The following is an 18,707-nucleotide window of genomic DNA, read 5'->3' as shown; positions in this document are numbered from 1 at the left end:
GGCGGATCAGTCCTGGTACGCCTTGGCCGCCGCGGCCTCCAGCTTCGCCGCGGTGCCCTTCGGGTCGGACGGGTCGCGCAGGAAGTCCTGGAGCAGCTTCCACTCGCCGGCGCCCTTCGTGCCGCCGAAGGCCGCAGGGGCCTGGTCGGACATGTCGAAGCGGACCGAGTCCCCGGCCTGGACGAGGGACTTGGCGGTGGCGCGGGTGACGTCGTCGCCGTAGGAGGCGAGATCGAGCTTCTTGTTCGGGGAGAGGAAGCCGCCGGCTTCGGCCCAGACTGCCGAGGCCTCCGGGGTCGCCAGGTACTCCAGGAGGGCCTGGGCGGCCTTCTGGTTCTTGCCGTCCTTGAGGACGACGGCCGCGTCACCGCCGCTGACGACCGGCGCCTCGCCGCCGCCGACCGCGGGGAACGGGAAGAAGTTCGCGTCCTCGCCGACCTTCTTGCCGAACTGGTCCTTGGCGACACCGGCGACGAAGTCGCCCTCGTAGACCATGCCGGCCTCGGGTTCCGGCCCGAACACCTTCTCCACCGAGCCGGGGAAGTCGGTGTTCAGGGCGCCCTTCTGGCCGCCGGCGATGAGCTGCTTGTCCTTGAAGAGCTTGCCCAGCGTCTCCAGTGCCTCGACCACGCTCGCGTCCGTCCACTTCAGCTTGTGGGCGGCGAGGGCGTCGTACTTCTCGGGTCCGGCCTGGGAGAGGTAGATGTTCTCGAACCAGTCGGTGAGGGTCCAGCCGTCCTGCCCGGCGACGGAGAACGCGGCGAGACCGGAGTCGGACACGGTCTGCCCGGCCTTCAGCATCTCGTCGTACGTCTTCGGCGGCTTCACCCCGGCCTGCGCGAGGGCGTCGGGGCTGTACCAGACGGTCGACTTGTGGGCGGCCTTGAAGTACAGGCCGTAGAGGGTGCCGTCGACGCTGCCGTACTCCTTCCACACGGGGGCGTACCCCGCGTCGACGGACTGCTCGGTCTTCTTCGACAGCGGCTTGAGCCAGCCCTTCTGCGCGAACTGCTTGAGCACGCCGACCTGCGGGACCATCACGACGTCGGGGGCGTTGCCGCCCTCGATCTTGCTGCCGACGACGGTGGAGACGTTGTCGCCGGTGGACGTGAACTGCGTCTTGGCGCCGGTCTTCTCGGTGAAGGCGTCCAGGACCTTCTGGAAGTTCTTCTGCTCGGTGCCGGACCAGACTCCGGCCACGGTGACCGCCTGGCCGCTGAGCGCTTTGTCGCCGCCGCCGGCCGTGACGGGGCCGCCGCCGCACGCGGTCGCGCCGAGCGCCAGTCCGCCAAGGATGCCGGTGCAGCCGGTGAGCAGGGTGGTACGTCGTCGCATCATCGTTGATGTCCCTTCGGGGAGTTGACTTGCGGGGCGTTCAGGAACGGATCCACCAGGCGGCCGTCGAGCCGGAGAGCACTCCGGGCGGGCAGGGGCCGCTGGCGAGCAGCGGGGCGCCGGAGACCGGCGCGGGGGTGGGAGCGGTGCCGAAGTTGACGGCGCACACCAGGTCGTCGCCGCGGGTGAAGGCGAGGACGCCGGGCGGGGCGTCCAGCCAGCGCAGCGTGCCCTCGCCCAGCTGGGGCAGGGCGGCGCGCAGTTGGAGGCCGTCGCGGTACAGGTGCCAGAAGGAGCGGGTGTCGGCGAGGGCGCGGTCGGTGGCGTACTCGGCGAAGTACTCCGGCTGCGGCAGCCACGGCTTGGCGCCCTCCACGCCGGAGGTGAAGCCGAACGGCGAGGCCTGCCCCGACCAGGGCAGCGGCACCCGGCAGCCGTCGCGGATGCGGGCCCGGCTGCCGGTGCGGCGGAAGATCGGGTCGGTGAGCACGTCGTCGGGCAGGTCCACGACCTCGGGCAGCCCGAGCTCCTCGCCCTGGTAGATGTACGCGGCCCCGGGCAGCGCCAGCATCAGCAGGGCGGCAGCGCGGGCGCGGGCGGCGCCGAGGCCGCTGCCCTCGGTGGCGGGTTCGCCGTAGCGGGTGACGGTGCGGACCTGGTCGTGGTTGTTGAGGACCCAGGTGACGGTCGAGCCGGTGCCGGCGATGTCCTGCATGGCCTCGGAGATGACCTTCTGGAAGGCGTCCGGATCCCAGGGGGCGCTGAGCAGGTCGAAGAAGAAGGCCTGGTGCAGTTCGTCGGGGCGGACGTACTGCGCGTGTTCGCGGGCGGTCGGGACGGAGACCTCGCCGACGAGCAGGCGTTCGCGGCCGTCGCGCTCGGTGTACTCCTCGCACATGGAGCGCCAGCGGCGCCACACGTCGTGGACCTCGGGCTGGTTCCAGGCGAGCGGGTTGACCGAGTCGCGGGTGCGGGCATCGGCCTCCGGGTCGTCGGAGTCGGGCAGCTCCGGGTGCTTGAAGAGGCCGGCGGCGACGTCGATGCGGAAGCCGTCGATGCCTCGGTCCAGCCAGAACCGGAGGATCCGGTCGAACTCGGCGGCGATCTCGGGGTTGCGCCAGTTCCAGTCGGGTTGCTCGGGCGCGAACATGTGCAGGTACCACTGGCCGGGCCGCCCGTCGGGCTCGGTGACCCGGCTCCAGGCGGGGCCGCCGAACATGGAGTGCCAGTTGTTGGGCGGCTCGCAGCCGTCCGGGCCGCGGCCGTCGGCGAAGTGGAAGCGGGCCCGGGCCGGGCTGCCGGGTGCGGCGGCGAGGGCCTCGCGGAACCAGGGGTGCTCGCTGGAGCAGTGGTTCGGGACGATGTCGAGCAGCACCTTGATGCCGAGCCGCCGCGCTGTCCCGACCAGCAGGTCGAACTCGCCGAGGTCGCCGAAGAGCGGGTCGACGTCGCAGTAGTCGGCCACGTCGTAGCCGTGGTCGTGCTGCGGCGAGGGATAGAAGGGGCTCAGCCAGATCCCGTCGACGCCGAGCTTCTTCAGGTACGGCAGCCCGGCCCGGACCCCGGCGAGATCGCCGATGCCGTCGCCGGTGCTGTCCAGGAAGCTGCGGACGTACACCTGGTAGATGACCGCGTCCCGCCACCAGTGGTGCTTACTCAACATGCATGCATGTTAGGTATCTGTATCAGAGGGGTGTCAACGAAAAGAACGGAAGATACCGACCAGTTGGGGCCGCAAATAGGGACTTAGCCGGGCAAAGCCAAGGCAGATGAGATGGGCTCGTTACCTAACACGTAACTAGCGGCTGGAGATGGCCGCCAGTTCGCGGGCCAGCCGGCGCACCGCCGCCTCGGGCGTCTGGCGCCCGGTCATCGCGTCCTGTACGGCTGCCTGCACCACCAGGCTGACCTGGTCGTAGTGCGGGCTCTTGGGGCGCGGCTCGGCCGCGAGCACGCTCTCGCGCAGGGTCGGCAGATACGGGAAGCGGCGGATGAGCGCGGGGTCCGCGTAGAGATCGGCCCGTACGGGTGGCAGAGCGCCCCGCGTGAGGACCTGCCGCTGGACGCGCTCGCTGGTGAGGTACGCGATCAGGCGGGCGGCGGAGTCGGGGTGCCGGGCGTGCGCGCTGACGGCCAGGTTGGAGCCGCCGAGGACGCTCGTCCCCGGCCCGTCGGGTCCGGGCAGGGGTACGGCGCCGACCTTGCCGGCGACCTTCGAGCCGGGCGCGGAGGCGCCGACGTAGGCGTACGGCCAGTTCCGCAGGAAGAGCAGCCGGCCGTCCTGGAAGGCCTGCTTGGACTCCTCCTCCTTGTAGGTCAGCGCTTCCTTCGGGATCCAGCCCTCGCGCACGCCGCGCGCCAGGAAGCCGATGCCCTCACGGGCCGCCGCCGAGTCGACGGTGACGCGCTCGCCCTCGTCGCCGAGGATCGAGCCGCCCGCCGAGTAGACGGCCTCGGCCGCGTTGACGGTGAGGCCCTCGTACGGCAGGAACTGCCCGGCGTAGCCGTCGAGGCCGTACTTCGGGGCGATGGTCTTCGCGTACCGCTCCAGCTCCGCCCAGGTGCGCGGCGGCTGCACGCCCTCCTTCGCGAGGACGTCCTTGCGGTAGAGGAGCAGGCCGGCGTTGGTGACGTACGGGACGGCGTAGAGCTGTCCGTCGTAGGTCGCCGTGTCCACGACCGGCGGGAGGAAGGTCTTCAGCGGGAAGCGGTCGCGGGGCAGCGGCCGGATCCAGCCCGCCGCGGCGAACTCCGAGGTCCAGTTGACGTCGATGTTGAGCACGTCGAACCGGCTGCGGTCGCCGTCGCGCAGGTCGGTGGCCATCTGGGCCCGGGTCTCGTCGGCGGAGTCCGGCAACTCGACGAGGGTCACTTTTTCGCCGGGGTGGGTGCGGTTCCAGCCCTCCAGCAGCGGACCGAGGTAGCCGGTAAGGTCTCCGGCGGTGGCGAGGGTGAGCGGTCCGCGGCCGCCGCCGACGGGCTCCCCCGCCTGCGCCCCGGCGGCGACGTAACCGGTCAGGACCACGACGAGCACGAGAAGGCCCCTACCTGCGGCATGGATCCACCGCATAGGTTCCTCCCTGTACACCGGCGACGGGCACCCTTGCCCGGAATCAGAGGCCATGTATACCTGTTAGGTATGGGCGATACTAGGGCCTGGAGCACATTGACCAGACAGGAGGACTGCACGCGTGCGCCTGCCCCTCCTGGCTCTCCTCGCCCGCGGCCCCGCCCACGGCTACGAGCTCAAGCAGGACCTTGAGCAACTGCTGGGCTCCGCGTACCCTCAGCCGAACGTCGGCCAGATCTATGTGACCCTCGGCCGCCTCGAGAAGACGGGACTGATCGAGGGCGAGGACGTGGCGCAGTCCAGCCGGCCCAACAAGAAGGTCTACCACCTCACCGAGGCCGGGCGGGAGGCGCTGCGCGCCTGGTTCGAGGAGCCCGAGGACGAGCCGCGGGTGCGGGACGAGTTCTTCATGAAGCTGGCGCTCGCTCCGCAGACCGGGCTCGCCGACCAGATCTCCCTGATCAACCAGCAGCGGCGTCAGTACCTGAACACCATGCGGCAGCTGTCGAGGCTGGCCGCCGCCGAAGATCGCGACAACCGCATCGCCCATCTGCTGATCGAGGGCGCGATGCTGCACCTGCAGGCCGACCTCGACTGGCTGGAGCGGTGCCAGGAAGAGCTGGAGGAGCTGGAGTGAGCGACGACCGTCCCGCTCCTGTGCTGCGCGCCGAGGGGCTGGTGAAGACGCACCACGGCGAGGGCGCGCCCGCCCATGCCGTACGCGGGGTCGACCTGTGCGTACGGCACGGCGAGTTCGTGGCGATCACCGGCCCGTCCGGCGCCGGCAAGTCGACGCTGCTGCATCTGCTCGGCGGGCTCCAGCGGCCGGACGCGGGCAGTATCTGGCTCGACGGCGAGTCCACCGACACCTACAGCGAGGCCCGCTGGGCGGTGGAGCGCAGGAAGCGGATCGGGATCGTCTTCCAGTTCTTCAACCTCGTCTCCAGCCTGTCCGTCGCCGACAACGTGGAGCTGCCGGCGCTGCTCGCCGGGACCCCGCCGAAGCAGGCGCGGGCCGAGCGGGAGCGGCTGCTGGCCGAGCTGGGCCTGACGGGCAAGGAGCGCAGCATGCCGGGCGAACTGTCCGGCGGCGAGCAGCAGCGCGTCGCCCTGGCCCGGGCCCTGGTCAACCACCCTCCGCTGCTGCTGGCCGACGAGCCCGCGGGCAGCCTCGACAGCAAGGGCACCCGCGAGGTGATGCGGCTGCTGTCCCGCTTCCACCAGCGCGGCCAGACGATCCTGCTCGTCACCCATGACGCCCGGCTGGCGAGCGCCGCGGACCGGGTGATCAGCTTCTTCGACGGCCGCATCGCCGACGACGCGACCCTCGACGGCGGCACCCCGCCACGCCGGGCCGGGATCTCCGGCGTTCTGGAGCTGAAGGACTGACATGCGGGTGTACGACGCTCCCCGGAAGGGCTGACCCGTATGCGAGCCACCCTGCGCTGGGCGCACTCCGATCTGCGCACGCACCGCGGCGAGGCGCTGTTCCTCGTCCTCGCCACGGCGGGCATCGTCGCCTCCCTGCTGCTGGCCACGGCCCTGTTCGGGTACGCGACCAACCCCTGGCAGCGGGTGTTCACGCAGTCACACGGCGCCCATGTGTGGCTGCACACCGACACCGCCGCCGACACCGGGAAGCTGACCGCGCTGGACGGCGTCGACTCCGTCGCCGGCCCCTACCCCACCGCCTCCGCCACCGTCGCCTCGCGCGGCAGCCGCGCCTCCGTCGAGCTGCGCGGCACCCCGGAACGGCCCTCCGTCGGCCGCCCGCCGATCGTCTCCGGCCACTGGCTGGACCCCGCGACCCCGAACGGCGTGGTCCTGGAGAGCCGCCTCGCCCGCGCCCTGCTGGCCGAGCCCGGCGACACCCTCACCGTGCCCGGCACCGCCCGCCGGCTGACCGTCGTCGGCCTCGCCGACAGCGCCGAGCCCCGCTACCGGCCCGGTGAGCAGCCGGGCCTGGTGTGGGCACTGCCGTCGGCGGTGCCGGACCCCGGCGGCCAGGTGATCGGGCTGCGGCTGACGGACCCGGGCGACACGTCCTACGTCGTCCAGCGGGCCGTGACCGTGCTGGGCGCCGGGGCGATCGGCGAGGTGTCCACCTGGCAGCAGGCCCGGGCCGAGGCGCAGGGCGACAACCGGCTGCTCGGCCAGGTGCTGGGCCTGTTCGGGCTGGGCGCGCTGGTCGCCGCCGGGCTCGCCGTGCACGGCGCGATCGGCACCCGCATCCGCGGTCACCTGCGCGACCTCTCCGTACTGAAGGCGATCGGCTTCACCCCCGGCCAGGTGGTGCGCGTCTTCCTGCTCCAGCACCTCGCCTACGCCCTGCTGGGCGCCGTGGCCGCCGCCGGGCTCGCCGAGGCCCTCGGCAGCCGGATCCCGGGGCGGCTCGGGGACGCGGTCGGCGTGTGGCAGGGGCTGCCCGGGCACACGCTCGCACTGTTCGTGGTGCCGGTGGGCGCGGTGCTGTTCATCGGCGCGACCACCGGGCTGGCCGCCTGGCGGGCGGGCCGTGTGCCGCCGGTACCGGTGCAGAGGCCCGCGGCGGCGCTCGGCGGGCGGTTGTCCGGGTCGACGGGCCGGGCCCTTGGACCGCGGCCCGCGGCGGCTACGCCCGGTGGGCGGCTGACCGGCGGCCTGCGCCGCGTCCTCGGGCTGCGGCCCGCGGCTCCCCGGACCGGGCAGCTCTCCGACCTGGCACGCCGCGCCCTCGGGGCGCGGATCCCGCCCGCGCTGGTGCTGGGCTGGCACAAGGCGTTCACCCGCCGCCCCCGGTCCCTGGCCACGGTCGCCCGCCTCACGCTGCCGCTGCTGCTGATCGTCGTGGCGATGAGCGCCTGGACCACCATCGACCGCTTCCACAGCAGGCCCGAGCAGATCGGTCTGCCCACCACGCTCAGCGTCCGCGCCGACGCCGGCCTGAGCGAGCAGCAGACCCGCACGCTCCTGGAAGACGACCCGCAGGTCGCCGCCGCCTACCCGGGCGTCGAGACGGCCGCCCTGGTCCCGGGCCAGACGGCGACCATCGCCCTGCGCGGCCTCGGCACCCACCAGGACCCCTACCCGTACACCCTCGCCGAGGGCCGCCCCGCCCGCGGCGCCGACGAGGCCGTGGCCGGACAGGGGCTGCTCGACCTGTTGGACGTGCGCGTCGGCGACTGGGTGCGGATGACCGTCGGCGACCAGCCGCAGATCCTGCACATCGTGGGCCGCAGCATCGAGCCGGAGAACGCCGGCCGGGTCATCTCCACGTCCCTCGACACTCTCCGCGCGAACGACCCCGGCCTCCACCCGACCCTCTACGAGCTGCGCCTGGACCCCGGTGCCGACCCCCGCGAGGTCGCCGACCGGCTCGCCACGGCCGGGCGCGGGCATCTGGACGTGCACACCGTGACCAACCCCGCCGACGGGCTCTCCCCGCTGCGCGCGGTCGTCGCCGGACTGATCGCCGTCCTGGCGCTGATCGGGCTCATCGAGCTGCTGACCGCGATCGGCGGCACCGTCCGCGAGAGCGAACGGGACCTGCTCGCGCTGAAGGCCATCGGCCTGTCCCCCCGGCAGATCACGGCGATCACCGTCACGGCCACCGGCCTCACGGCCCTCGCCGCCGTCCTCGCCGCCAGCGCCCTGGGGCTGTCCCTCGCCCACTGGCTGATCGACGCCCAGGGCAGATCGAGCGGCATCGGCGCCGGGATCGCCCAGGGCCCGTCCGCCCCGCTCATGCTGCTGCTCGGGGCGGCGGCGGTGCTCTGCGCGGCGGCGCTGGCCGCCGTGCCCGCAGCCCGGTCGGCGCGGCGGCGGCTGGCGGACACGCTGAGCGCGGTCGCCTGATCTCACGGGAAGCGGACGGCGCGCTGCCGCCCGCGTTTCCCGCTCCCGCCCGCGGTCGTCACTGCCGGCCGCGCAGCTCCCGGTACGTCGCGACCAGCGCCTTGGTGGAGGCGTCCAGACCCTCGACCTCGGCGCCCTCCGTCAGCGCGGGTTCGACGCGCTTGGCGAGCACCTTGCCCAGCTCCACGCCCCACTGGTCGAAGGAGTCGATGTCCCACACCGCGCCCTGCACGAACACCTTGTGCTCGTAGAGGGCGACCAACTGGCCGAGGACGGACGGCGTCAGCTCGGGGGCGAGGATCGTGGTCGTCGGGTGGTTGCCCCGGAACGTCTTGTGCGGCACCAGCTCCTCCGGCACGCCCTCGGCCCGCACCTCGTCCGGTGTCTTGCCGAAGGCGAGCGCCTGCGTCTGGGCGAAGAAGTTGGCCATCAGCAGGTCGTGCTGCGCCTTCAGTTCGTCGCTCAACTCGGCGACCGGACGGGCGAAGCCGATGAAGTCCGCCGGGATCAGCTTCGTGCCCTGGTGGATCAACTGGTAGTAGGCGTGCTGCCCGTTGGTGCCCGGCGTGCCCCACACCACCGGCCCGGTCTGCCACTCCACCTCACGCCCGTCCCGGCCGACGTACTTGCCGTTGGACTCCATGTCGAGCTGCTGGAGATAGGCGGTGAACTTGGACAGGTAGTGGCTGTACGGCAGCACCGCGTGCGACTGGGCGTCGTGGAAGTTGCCGTACCAGATGCCCAGCAGGCCCAGCAGCAGCGGCACGTTGGACTCGGCGGGCGCGGTCCGGAAGTGCTCGTCGACGATGCGGAAGCCGTCGAGCATCTCCCGGAAGCGGTCCGGGCCGATCGCGATCATCAGGGACAGGCCGATCGCGGAGTCATAGGAGTAGCGGCCGCCGACCCAGTCCCAGAACTCGAACATGTTGGCCGTGTCGATGCCGAACTCGGCGACCTTCTCGGCGTTCGTCGACAGGGCGACGAAGTGCTTCGCGACGGCGGCCTCGTCACCGAGCGCGGCCAGCAGCCAGGAGCGCGCGGAGGTGGCGTTGGTGACCGTCTCGATGGTGGTGAACGTCTTGGAGGCGATGATGAACAGCGTCTCCGCCGGGTCCAGGTCCCGGACCGCCTCGTGCAGGTCGGCGCCGTCCACGTTCGACACGAAACGCAGGGTCAGCGAGCGGTCCGTGAAGGCGCGCAGCACCTCGTACGCCATCGCGGGCCCGAGGTCGGAGCCGCCGATGCCGACGTTGACGATGTTCCGGATCCGCTTGCCGGTGTGCCCGGTCCACTCCCCGGAGCGCACCCGGTCCGCGAAGCCGGCCATCTTGTCGAGCACCGCGTGCACCCCGGGCACCACGTTCTCGCCGTCGACCTCGATCACCGCGTCCCGCGGCGCGCGCAGCGCGGTGTGCAGCACGGCCCGGTTCTCGGTCGTGTTGATCTTCTCGCCGCGGAACATGGCGTCCCGCAGCCCGAAGACGTCCGTGGCGGCGGCCAGTTCGCGCAGCAGCCGCAGGGTGTCGTCGGTGACGAGGTGCTTGGAGTAGTCGACATACAGGTCGCCGACGCGGAGGGTGTACGCGGTGCCGCGCCCGGCGTCGGCGGCGAACAGCTCGCGCAGCTGGACCTCGCCCAGCTCCTCGCGGTGCTTGGCCAGGGCCGTCCACTCGGACATCTGGTTGAGCCGGGTACGGCCGTCTGTGTTCATCTCGGACTTCAGCCTTCTTTCCTGTCCTGCCTGTGCTGCTGCGTACCTGCCCCGCTGCCGGTCCCAACCTAGTTGATCAGCGGTTGCCGCGGCCTGTCGTCGCACCGTCCTGCGGCGCAACAACAGGTACGTCCGGTCGGCGCGCGGGTATCAGCGCGGTGACGGACAGAGCGAAGAAGGCGGCGGCGAGCAGCGCCGGGGTGTTCTCGCCCCAGGCCGTGGCGACGGCTCCGCCCAGCAGCGCGCCCAGGGGCGCGCCCGCGACGGCGAGCGTCCGGTAGGCGGAGCTCACGCGGCCCAGCAGTTCGGCGGGGCTGCGCTGCTGCATCAGCGTGGTGGTGTTGACGTTCCACACCATTCCCATGAACCCGAAGACGGCTAGTGCGGCCACCAGCGCGACCATGCCGCGCACCGAGCCCATGACGAGGAGCGCGGCGGTCTGTACGGTCCCGGCGACGAGCACCATGCGCATCCGTCCGAAGCGGGCGACGAGCCTGCCGCCCACGGCTCCCCCGGCCAGGCTGCCGGCCGTGTACGCGGTCATGGCCGCCGCGTATCCCGCGTTGCCCGCGTCGAGCCAGCCGGTCACCAGGACCACGAGGGTGGCGATGAGGGCGCCCATGCCGATGTTGCACAGGGCGGTGGCGGCGCACAGTCCGCGCAGGGCCCTGTCCCGCGCCAGTGTGCGCAGCCCTTCGGCGATCTCCCGGCGCAGCGTGCTGCCCGCAGGTCTCGGCTTCCGGTCGGACTCGGCGGCCGGCAGTGAGGCGATCAGCGCGGCGGCCACCAGGAAGGTCACGGCGTCGGCCGCGAACGGCACGGCCGCCCCGGCCGCCAGCAGCAGCGGCACGACGGGCCCGCCGAGCAGCCCGCCCGCGATGCGCTGGCCGGTCATCAGCCGGGTGTTGGCGCTGCCGAGCGCGTCCCGGTCGACCAGGGCGGGCAGCAGCGCCGTGGCGGCGTTGTCGAAGAGGGTCTGGAGGGTGGTGAGCGCGAAGGCCAGCAGGATGAGCAGGCCGATCGATGCGTGGCCGAGGGCGACGGCCACCGCGAAGGCGGCGACCAGCGCTCCCCGTAACGCGTCCACCAGCCACATGGCGCGCCGCTGGTCCACGCGGTCGGCGACGGCCCCGCCGAGCAGGCCGAAGACGATCCAGGGCAGATAGCCGCAGGCCGTGACGGAGGCGATGAGCAGCGGCTCGTCGGTGAGCGTGACGGCCAGCAGGGGCAGCGCGGCCGTGCGCAGCGCGTCACCGAAGCTGGACAGCACGGCGGCGCTCCACAGCCGCCCGAAGCCCCCGCGCCACGCGGGCGCGCGCATGTTCCCCGCCTCGACCGTCGCCACCGCTCCCCCTCATGGTTCGTCCGATGCACAAACCGTAGAGGGCACCACTGACAATGGGTCTGCGGCGGCCTGGTAAAGCAGCTCCGGCCGGGCACCCGCTGGTGCCCGGCCGGTCTCAACTCCTAGATCTCGCCCCGCAGTTTGGCGAGCGCCTCGGCGAGGATCGCCTCGCCGTCCGCGTCGCTGCGCCGCTCCCGCACATACGCCAGGTGCGTCTTGTAGGGCTCGGTGCGCGGCGGGTCCGGCGGGTTGTCCCGGTCCTGGCCGGCCGGAAAGCCGCAGCGGGGACAGTCCCAGGTGTCGGGCACCTGCGCGTCGCTGGCGAAGCTCGGCTGGGTCTCGTGTCCGTTGGAGCACCAGAAGGAGACGCGCAGCCGGGGCGCGGACTCGCCGCGCTCGGCCTCGCCCATCGGCCCCGCCCCGACCCGGCTTCCCCGGATCGCGTTGCCACTTGCCACGGTCGTAACTCCCTGCGTGATGGTGCCGCGAAGCGAGTCGGCGTTCCGCTTCGCTGCGAGCGCCTCAGTCTACGTAAGGCCCAACGCGCGTCCAGTGATTGGAGTTACAACCCTCACACCTAGACGCAAGCCCCATGATAGGCCGCGCTCAGCTGCGCGTACCGAACATGGGGCCTCACGTACGAGTTCCGTGCGGAATGCGCCTCGGTCAGTTGTTCACCTTCATCAGGATGCCGAGGACGACAATGCACGCGAACCACAGCAGACCGACCACGACGGTGATCCGGTCGAGGTTGCGCTCGGCGACCGAGGAGCCGCCGACGGAGGACTGCATGCCGCCACCGAACATGTCGGAGAGGCCGCCGCCCTTCCCCTTGTGCATCAGCACCAGCAGCATCAGCAGCAGGCTGAAGACGATCAGGGCGATGGAGAACCCCAGAACCACGGCTGGACCAACTTCCTCGGATGCGGATGGACGACGCGGGGCCCAGCACAGCGCTGGACCCCGCAAGGGTACGACGAATCGCCGTTAGCGCATACTCACTGGTCGCGGAAGCGCACGATCTTGACGAACTCGTCGGCGTCCAGCGAGGCGCCGCCGACCAGGGCGCCGTCGATGTCGGCCTGGGCCATGATCTCGGCGACGTTGCCGGCCTTGACCGAGCCGCCGTACTGGATGCGGACCTTGTCGGCCAGCTCCTGCGAGTACAGCTCGGCGATCTTGCCGCGGATCGCCGCGCAGACCTCCTGGGCGTCCTCGGCGCCGCAGACCTTGCCGGTGCCGATGGCCCAGACGGGCTCGTAGGCGATCACGACGGTCTCGGCCTGCTCGGCGGGCAGGTCCTTCAGACCGCCCTCGACCTGGGCGAGGGTGTGGGAGACGTGGTTGCCCGCCTCGCGGACCTCCAGTTCCTCGCCGACGCACAGGATGGGGGTCAGGCCGTGCTTGTAGGCGGCCTTGACCTTGGCGTTCACCAGCTCGTCGGTCTCGCCGTGGTACTGGCGGCGCTCGCTGTGGCCGATGGCGACGTACGTGCACTTCAGCTTGGCCAGCATCGGGCCGGAGATCTCGCCGGTGAAGGCACCGCCGTCGTGCGCCGAGATGTCCTGGGCGCCGTACTTGATCTTGAGCTTGTCGCCGTCGACCAGGGTCTGCACGGAGCGCAGGTCGGTGAAGGGCGGCAGGACGGCGACCTCGACGGCCTCGTAGTCCTTGTCGGCCAGGGCGAAGGCGAGCTTCTGGACGTGCGCGATGGCCTCGAGGTGGTTGAGGTTCATCTTCCAGTTGCCCGCCATCAGCGGCGTGCGCGTGCTCATGTAGGTCAGTCCTCCAGTGCGGCGAGGCCGGGGAGCGTCTTGCCCTCGAGGTATTCGAGGGAGGCGCCGCCACCGGTCGAGATGTGGCCGAATGCCGTCTCGTCGAAGCCCAGGGTCCGCACGGCGGCGGCGGAGTCGCCGCCGCCGACGACGGTGAAGCCCGGGGAGTCGATGAGGGCCTGGGCGACCGCCTTGGTGCCCTCGGCGTAGTCGGGGTGCTCGAAGACGCCCATGGGCCCGTTCCAGAAGACGGTGGCGGCGTCGGCGAGCTTGGACGCGTACAGCTTGCGGGTCTCGGGCCCGATGTCGAGGCCCTCCTGGTCGGCCGGGATGGCGTCCGCGGCGACGGTCGTGGGGTGGGCCGGGGCCTTTGTCTTCAGGTCCGGGAACTCGGTCGCGACGAGGACGTCCACCGGCAGGACCAGCTCGACGCCGGTCTTCTCGGCGCGCTCGATGTACTCGGTGACGGCCGGGATCTGGTCCTCCTGGAGGAGGGAGATGCCGACCTCGTAGCCCTTGGCCTTGAGGAAGGTGTAGGCCATGCCGCCGCCGATGAGGATGCGGTCGGCCTTGCCGAGCAGCTGGTCGATGACGGCGAGCTTGTCGGAGACCTTGGCGCCGCCGAGGGCGACGACGTAGGGCCGCTTGACGTCGTCGGTGAGCTTCCTGAGGACGCCGACCTCGGTGGCGATCAGGTGGCCGGCGTAGTGCGGCAGCCGCGCCGGGAGGTCGTAGACGGACGCGTGCTTGCGGTGCACGGCGCCGAAGCCGTCGCCGACGTAGACGTCCGCGAGGGCGGCGAGCTGATCCGCGAAGGCGCCGCGCTCGGCGTCGTCCTTGCTCGTCTCGCCGGCGTTGAAGCGGAGGTTCTCGACGACCGCGACCTGGCCGTCGGCGAGGCCGGCGACCGTGGCCTGGGCGGACTCGCCGACCGTGTCGGTCGCGAACGCCACGTCGGCGCCGAGCAGCTCACCGAGGCGCGCGGCGGCCGGGCCGAGCGAGAAGACCGGGTCCGGGGCGCCCTTGGGGCGGCCCAGGTGGGAGGCGACGACCACGCGGGCGCCCGCCTCGGCGAGGGCCTTGACGGTGGGCAGCACGGCGCGGATGCGGCCGTCGTCGGTGATCGTGGTGCCGTCCAGCGGCACGTTCAGGTCGGCGCGGACGAAGACCCGCTTGCCGGCGACGCCTTCGGAGAGAAGTTCGTCGATCGTCTTCATGAAGGGGACTCCTGGTGAGGGCTCGTGATCGCTCGGAAGCGCTCGTGATCCAACATGATCAGGACGCGAGGCAGGGCTCGGGCGACGCGTCCCTGCGCCGCCCGAGCCCTGCTCTCACATCGAGGTGCCTGCTCTGGATATCAGAGCTGGTCGCCGACGAAGACCGTGAGGTCGACGAGGCGGTTGGAGTAGCCCCACTCGTTGTCGTACCAGCCGATGACCTTCACGTTCTTGCCCTCCTGGACCATGGTCAGGGAGGAGTCGAAGGTGCAGGACGCCGGGGCGTTGACGATGTCGGAGGAGACGATCGGGTCCTCGGTGTAGTCGAGGAGGCCCTTGAGCTCGCCCTCGGCGGCCTTCTGGAAGGCGGCGTTGACCTCTTCCTTGGTGACCTCGCGGCCGAGCTCGACGACCAGGTCGGTGACCGAGCCGGTCGGGACCGGGACGCGCATCGCGATGCCGTCCAGCTTGCCCTTCAGCTGCGGCAGGACCAGCGCGGTGGCCTTGGCGGCACCGGTCGTGGTGGGAATGATGTTCTCGGCGGCGGCACGGGCGCGGCGCAGGTCCTTGTGCGGGAAGTCCAGGATGCGCTGGTCGTTCGTGTACGCGTGCACCGTCGTCATCAGGCCCTTGACGATGCCGAAGTTCTCGTCGAGAACCTTGGCCATCGGCGCCACACAGTTGGTGGTGCAGGAGGCGTTGGAGATGACGTGGTGGTTCGCCGGGTCGTACTTGTCCTGGTTGACGCCCATCACGATGGTGATGTCCTCGTCCTTGGCCGGAGCCGAGATGAGGACCTTCTTGGCGCCGCCGGCCAGGTGCTTCCCGGCGTCTTCCTTCTTGGTGAAGATGCCGGTCGACTCGATGACGATGTCGACGCCCAGCTCGCCCCACGGGATGTCGGCGGGGTTGCGCTCGGACAGGACCTTGATGGTCTTGCCGTCGACCGTGATCGTGTCGGCGGTGTGGGAGACCTCCTGCTTGAGGCGGCCCAGGATCGTGTCGTACTTCAGCAGGTGAGCCGTGGTCGCGGTGTCACCCAGGTCGTTGACAGCCACGATCTCGATGTCTGCACCCTGCTCCAGCAGCGCGCGGAAGTAGTTACGACCGATGCGGCCGAAGCCGTTGATGCCTACGCGGATCGTCACGAACCGATCTCCTCGTTGGTACGCCGGCCATGAAGAGCCGGCGAGCTCTGTTTGGGATGTCCCCGACCGACTCCGACCCTACCTCCCTGAGGCCCCGGTGGTGACATCCAGATGCCCCATACACGGCAGGGCGGTCCGTACCGGCCAGTAGGGGTACGGACCGCCCGCCTCCGAGAGCAGGATCACTCGATTTCGCTACGCGGAGTTGGTGCCTGTTCACCGCGGAGTTCCCCCTTCGGGGGAGGTCACACGTCCAGGGAAGCGAGGGCCTTCCTCATCAGTGCCGCCCGGTCGGCCGACGTGGCGACGTGCTCCAGGCCGAAGCCCAGCAGCACGGTGTCGTCCGTGGTGACCGCGCCGTACGTCTGGAACAGCGCCCCGGTGCGCGTCCAGTCCTTGAGGACGGCCGGGCTGCCCTCGGGCGGTCCGGCGACCCGCCAGGCGCCGAGCGAGGTCTCGAAGCCCTCGGTCTCCTTCGCCGTACCGCCGACGACGAGCGAGGCCTCGTCGGCCAGGACGCCGTAACCGCCGGTGCCCGAGTCGGTGACGTAGCTGATCGAGACCTCGACGTTCCGGCCGGCGTAGGCGCTCAGGTCGAAGTCCACCTGCTGCCAGCCGCCGGAGCTGCCGGTGAGGCTGTTCCACGACCCGGTGCTGCCGGTGGCGGTGCAGCCGTCGTCCGACTGGGTCAGGTAGTGCTTCAGCCAGGGGTGCTCGCGGAGGTAGAAGCCGCCCTCGCACTCCGTCGGCACCGTGGCCCTGGTGGCGCCGCCCGCCTCGGGCAGGGTCGTCCAGTCGTCGGCGCCCGTGGTGTGGGCCTCGACCAGGACGTTGTCGTAGCCGGGCTCGGTGTCCCACATCAGCCGGCTGCGCAGGGTGGGCCGGTCGGCCGCCGTGACGCCGGTGAGGTCGACGGTGCGGGTGAGGCGCTTGTAGGCGGCGTCGGTGTGGACGGCGGCGGCCATCGAGGAGCCCGCGTACGGGCCGTAGGGGTTGACCGCTCCGGCGAACTGCCCGGCGCCCTCGCTCGCGAACTGCGGGAACTTGTCGGCGGGCAGTTCGTCTGAGGTGACGCCGTACCGGCCGGCCTTGTCCAGCGGGTTGCCGGGCGCCGCGGCGAGCGGGCCCGTGAAGCCGCCGAGCTCGCCGGAGCCGGTGAAGCCGGTGGCTCCGGCGGCCGAGGTCCGGTTGTAGGCGCCCAGGTAGTACTGGCTGAAGTCGTCGGACAGGGCGCCGCCGCCGAGGTCGACGCTGCCGCCGGCCTGCTCGCCGGCCTCGATGAGCCTGCCGCCCTCGTTGAGGAAGGCGCGCAGCTGAAGCTGGGTGGCGTTGCCGGGGACGCCCGCGCCCGTGTAGTGGACGACGGTGTCGAAGTGGCTCAGCACGCCCAGTGCGTCCGGCGCGCCCCGCTCGGCGACGTCCCAGACGACCGCCCTGCGGCCGTTGGCCTTGAGGGCGTCGACGTACTTCTGCGCCTGTGTGGCGGCCGTGCCCTCCTCGGCGACGACGAGGGCGTCCGCCCGGGGCCGCTCGGCGACGGTGAAGGTGAAGCGCTCGCTGGAGACCTTCTTGCCGTTTCCGGTCTCCCCGGTGAACCACACCTCGACCTTGTCGCCCGGGTCGCCGTCCTTGACCTTCGCCCGGTACTCGTCGAAGTACAGGTTGTCCTCGCCGCCGTAGGTCTCGCCGCCCTTCCAGGGCTTGAGCGCCATGTCCTCGGTGCGGCCGCCGTTGACGCGGTACCGCAGTTCCTTGTCGCGCAGCGACTTCCGTGCGACGACGGAGACCTCCTGGTCGGCGCCGCGCGAGTACGACGTCGGGAACGCGGCCGGGGTGAAGTCGGCCGCGCTCAGTCCGACCGAGGAGGCCGGCCGGTCGGGGCGGGCGGCGGACTCGGCGACGGAGAGCGCGAACGGTACGTTCTTCGCGAACTCCTGCTGGATCAGCTTCTCGTCGTCCGGGAACGTGAAGATCGACCGGCAGTCGGCCGGTTTCCACGCGTCGTTCGGGTCGAAGTCCGAGGCGGTCTGGCAGGTCGACATCTCGGGGGTGAACATCGCCGTGCCGTTGACGTTCGACGCGTGGCCGTCCGTCTCGCCGTTGGTGGTGTACAGCTCGGAGGACAGCTGCGGGTGGTAACCCGGCACCGCGGGGTTCTCGGGCGTGCCGGCGAGGGCCTCGTAGAGGACGTCGTCGGGGCTCTCGGTGGCCACCTGCCAGCCGACTCCGTAGAGGATGAGTTGGGCGGCGGAGTGGTAGTTGATGCCGTACGTGAAGCCGATCCGCTTCATGAAGGCGTCCATCGCCCTGGTCTCGGGCTCGGAGTTCGGGCCCGCGCCGCGGTACGTCTGACTGGTCGGGTCGGGGGACGAACCCTCGTCGTCGTAGCCCCACTTGTAGGCGAAGTTGCGGTTGAGGTCGACGCCGTCGCCGGTGGTGATGGCGCCGTCGCCGTCGACGTCCCGCAGGTTCTTGCGCCACAGGCGGTTGCCGTCGGCGGCGAACGTGTGGTCGTAGCCGTCGGGGTTGGCCGCGAGGACGAACCACAGTTCGGTGGAGTCGACGATCTTCTTGATGCGCCGGTCCTTCTTGTAGTTGTCCAGGTAGTGGTGCATCAGGCGCCGGGTCATCTCCGGCGTGATCCACTCGCGCGCGTGCTGGGTGGACAGGTAGAGGACGGACGGCTTGGAACCGTCCTTCGTCTTCTTCGCGCCCTTGGTGAGCTTGACGGCGAGGATGTCCTGGCCCTTGACCGACTTGCCGATGGAGACGACCTTGGTCAGGCCCGGGTTCTCCTGGGCGGTCCGGAGAATCTCCTCCTTGAGGCCGCCCTTGCCGCTGTACGGCCGGAACACGCCCTCGGCGGCGTCCTCGACGCGGGCCTCCGCCTTGGCGGAGAGCTGATGCTCGGTGAGGTCGACGCCCTGCTTCCGCAGCTTCTTCGCCTGCTGGTCGGTCAGCTGGAGCTCTACGGTGCCGGTGCCCTTCTCGGGCACCTGCCCACCGAGTTCGTGGCCGTCCTGGCCGGCGGCCAGCAGCAGGGGGACCTGCCGCTGGGTGACGTCGGCGCGGAAGACCTTGACTTCGTCCGGGTCGGACGGGGCCGGGCGTGACGGTTGTGCCTGGGCAATGGGTGCGATGCTCGCTCCGCCGATCAGGAGCGCGCCGACAGCGAGGATCGATCTCGCTTTTCGTCTCATGAACCCCCCTAGCGTGGGTTCGCCACAGCAGCGAACAGATGCCAGGCTCATGACAGTCCATGATCGAGTCAA

At 71.1% G+C, this 18,707-nt stretch carries 14 protein-coding genes; 3 read left to right on the top strand and 11 right to left on the bottom strand.

Annotated features, from left to right (window positions below):
• Positions 1-6 precede the first annotated feature (6 nt).
• The 3 genes from IE255_RS06435 to IE255_RS06425 form a co-directional block, all read right to left on the bottom strand.
• Positions 7-1,338, bottom strand: coding sequence for an ABC transporter substrate-binding protein (locus IE255_RS06435; RefSeq protein ID WP_190049115.1), 1,332 nt, complete (start codon positions 1,336-1,338; stop codon positions 7-9).
• A 37-nt stretch (positions 1,339-1,375) separates the two neighbouring features.
• Positions 1,376-2,998: a glycoside hydrolase family 13 protein gene (locus IE255_RS06430; protein WP_190049114.1), complete on the bottom strand. Its 1,623-nt coding sequence runs from the start codon at positions 2,996-2,998 to the stop codon at positions 1,376-1,378.
• Positions 2,999-3,133: 135 nt separating this feature from the next.
• Positions 3,134-4,405, bottom strand: a complete 1,272-nt coding sequence (locus tag IE255_RS06425) for an ABC transporter substrate-binding protein (RefSeq protein ID WP_190049113.1) — start codon at positions 4,403-4,405, stop codon at positions 3,134-3,136.
• Positions 4,406-4,526: 121 nt separating this feature from the next.
• Here IE255_RS06425 and IE255_RS06420 point away from each other — a divergent pair, with 121 nt between their 5' ends.
• Genes IE255_RS06420 through IE255_RS06410 form a run of 3 tightly spaced genes read left to right on the top strand, consistent with a single transcriptional unit; the run spans position 4,527 to position 8,239 of the window.
• Complete coding sequence (locus IE255_RS06420; RefSeq protein ID WP_190049112.1) at positions 4,527-5,042, top strand: PadR family transcriptional regulator; 516 nt, start codon at positions 4,527-4,529, stop codon at positions 5,040-5,042.
• Entirely contained in the window at positions 5,039-5,794 is a 756-nt protein-coding gene (locus IE255_RS06415) for an ABC transporter ATP-binding protein (RefSeq protein WP_190049111.1), read from the top strand. The genes IE255_RS06420 and IE255_RS06415 overlap by 4 nt, the downstream gene beginning before the upstream one ends.
• A gap of 39 nt (positions 5,795-5,833) precedes the next feature.
• Positions 5,834-8,239: an ABC transporter permease gene (locus IE255_RS06410; protein ID WP_190049110.1), complete on the top strand. Its 2,406-nt coding sequence runs from the start codon at positions 5,834-5,836 to the stop codon at positions 8,237-8,239.
• A gap of 58 nt (positions 8,240-8,297) precedes the next feature.
• Here the strand turns inward: IE255_RS06410 and pgi are convergent, their stop codons facing one another.
• The 8 genes from pgi to IE255_RS06370 form a co-directional block, all read right to left on the bottom strand.
• Positions 8,298-9,950: a glucose-6-phosphate isomerase gene (gene pgi / locus IE255_RS06405; protein WP_190049109.1), complete on the bottom strand. Its 1,653-nt coding sequence runs from the start codon at positions 9,948-9,950 to the stop codon at positions 8,298-8,300.
• A gap of 76 nt (positions 9,951-10,026) precedes the next feature.
• The gene (locus IE255_RS06400) at positions 10,027-11,295 is read right to left on the bottom strand and encodes an MFS transporter (RefSeq protein ID WP_229906290.1); all 1,269 of its coding nucleotides are present in this window, start codon (positions 11,293-11,295) and stop codon (positions 10,027-10,029) included.
• Between the two features lie 122 nt (positions 11,296-11,417).
• Entirely contained in the window at positions 11,418-11,753 is a 336-nt protein-coding gene (locus IE255_RS06395; RefSeq protein WP_078066843.1) for an RNA polymerase-binding protein RbpA, read from the bottom strand.
• Between the two features lie 208 nt (positions 11,754-11,961).
• Positions 11,962-12,198 (bottom strand): preprotein translocase subunit SecG, encoded by a 237-nt coding sequence (secG, locus tag IE255_RS06390; protein ID WP_031121198.1) that lies wholly within the window; start codon positions 12,196-12,198, stop codon positions 11,962-11,964.
• Between the two features lie 95 nt (positions 12,199-12,293).
• Positions 12,294-13,070 (bottom strand): triose-phosphate isomerase, encoded by a 777-nt coding sequence (gene tpiA, locus IE255_RS06385; RefSeq protein WP_190049108.1) that lies wholly within the window; start codon positions 13,068-13,070, stop codon positions 12,294-12,296.
• A gap of 5 nt (positions 13,071-13,075) precedes the next feature.
• Positions 13,076-14,287 carry a phosphoglycerate kinase gene (locus IE255_RS06380; protein WP_190049107.1) on the bottom strand — a complete coding sequence of 404 codons (1,212 nt, stop codon included), beginning with the start codon at positions 14,285-14,287 and terminating at the stop codon, positions 13,076-13,078.
• Positions 14,288-14,427: 140 nt separating this feature from the next.
• Positions 14,428-15,435, bottom strand: coding sequence for a type I glyceraldehyde-3-phosphate dehydrogenase (gene gap / locus IE255_RS06375; protein WP_190049106.1), 1,008 nt, complete (start codon positions 15,433-15,435; stop codon positions 14,428-14,430).
• A 245-nt stretch (positions 15,436-15,680) separates the two neighbouring features.
• Positions 15,681-18,635 carry a M14 family metallopeptidase gene (locus IE255_RS06370; protein ID WP_190049105.1) on the bottom strand — a complete coding sequence of 985 codons (2,955 nt, stop codon included), beginning with the start codon at positions 18,633-18,635 and terminating at the stop codon, positions 15,681-15,683.
• Between the last annotated feature and the right edge of the window lie 72 nt (positions 18,636-18,707).

The organism is Streptomyces lomondensis, from assembly GCF_014651035.1.
Taxonomy (GTDB): domain Bacteria; phylum Actinomycetota; class Actinomycetes; order Streptomycetales; family Streptomycetaceae; genus Streptomyces; species Streptomyces lomondensis.
Note: the sequence above shows the minus strand (reverse complement) of the source record. Positions and strands in the feature narration are given on the sequence as shown.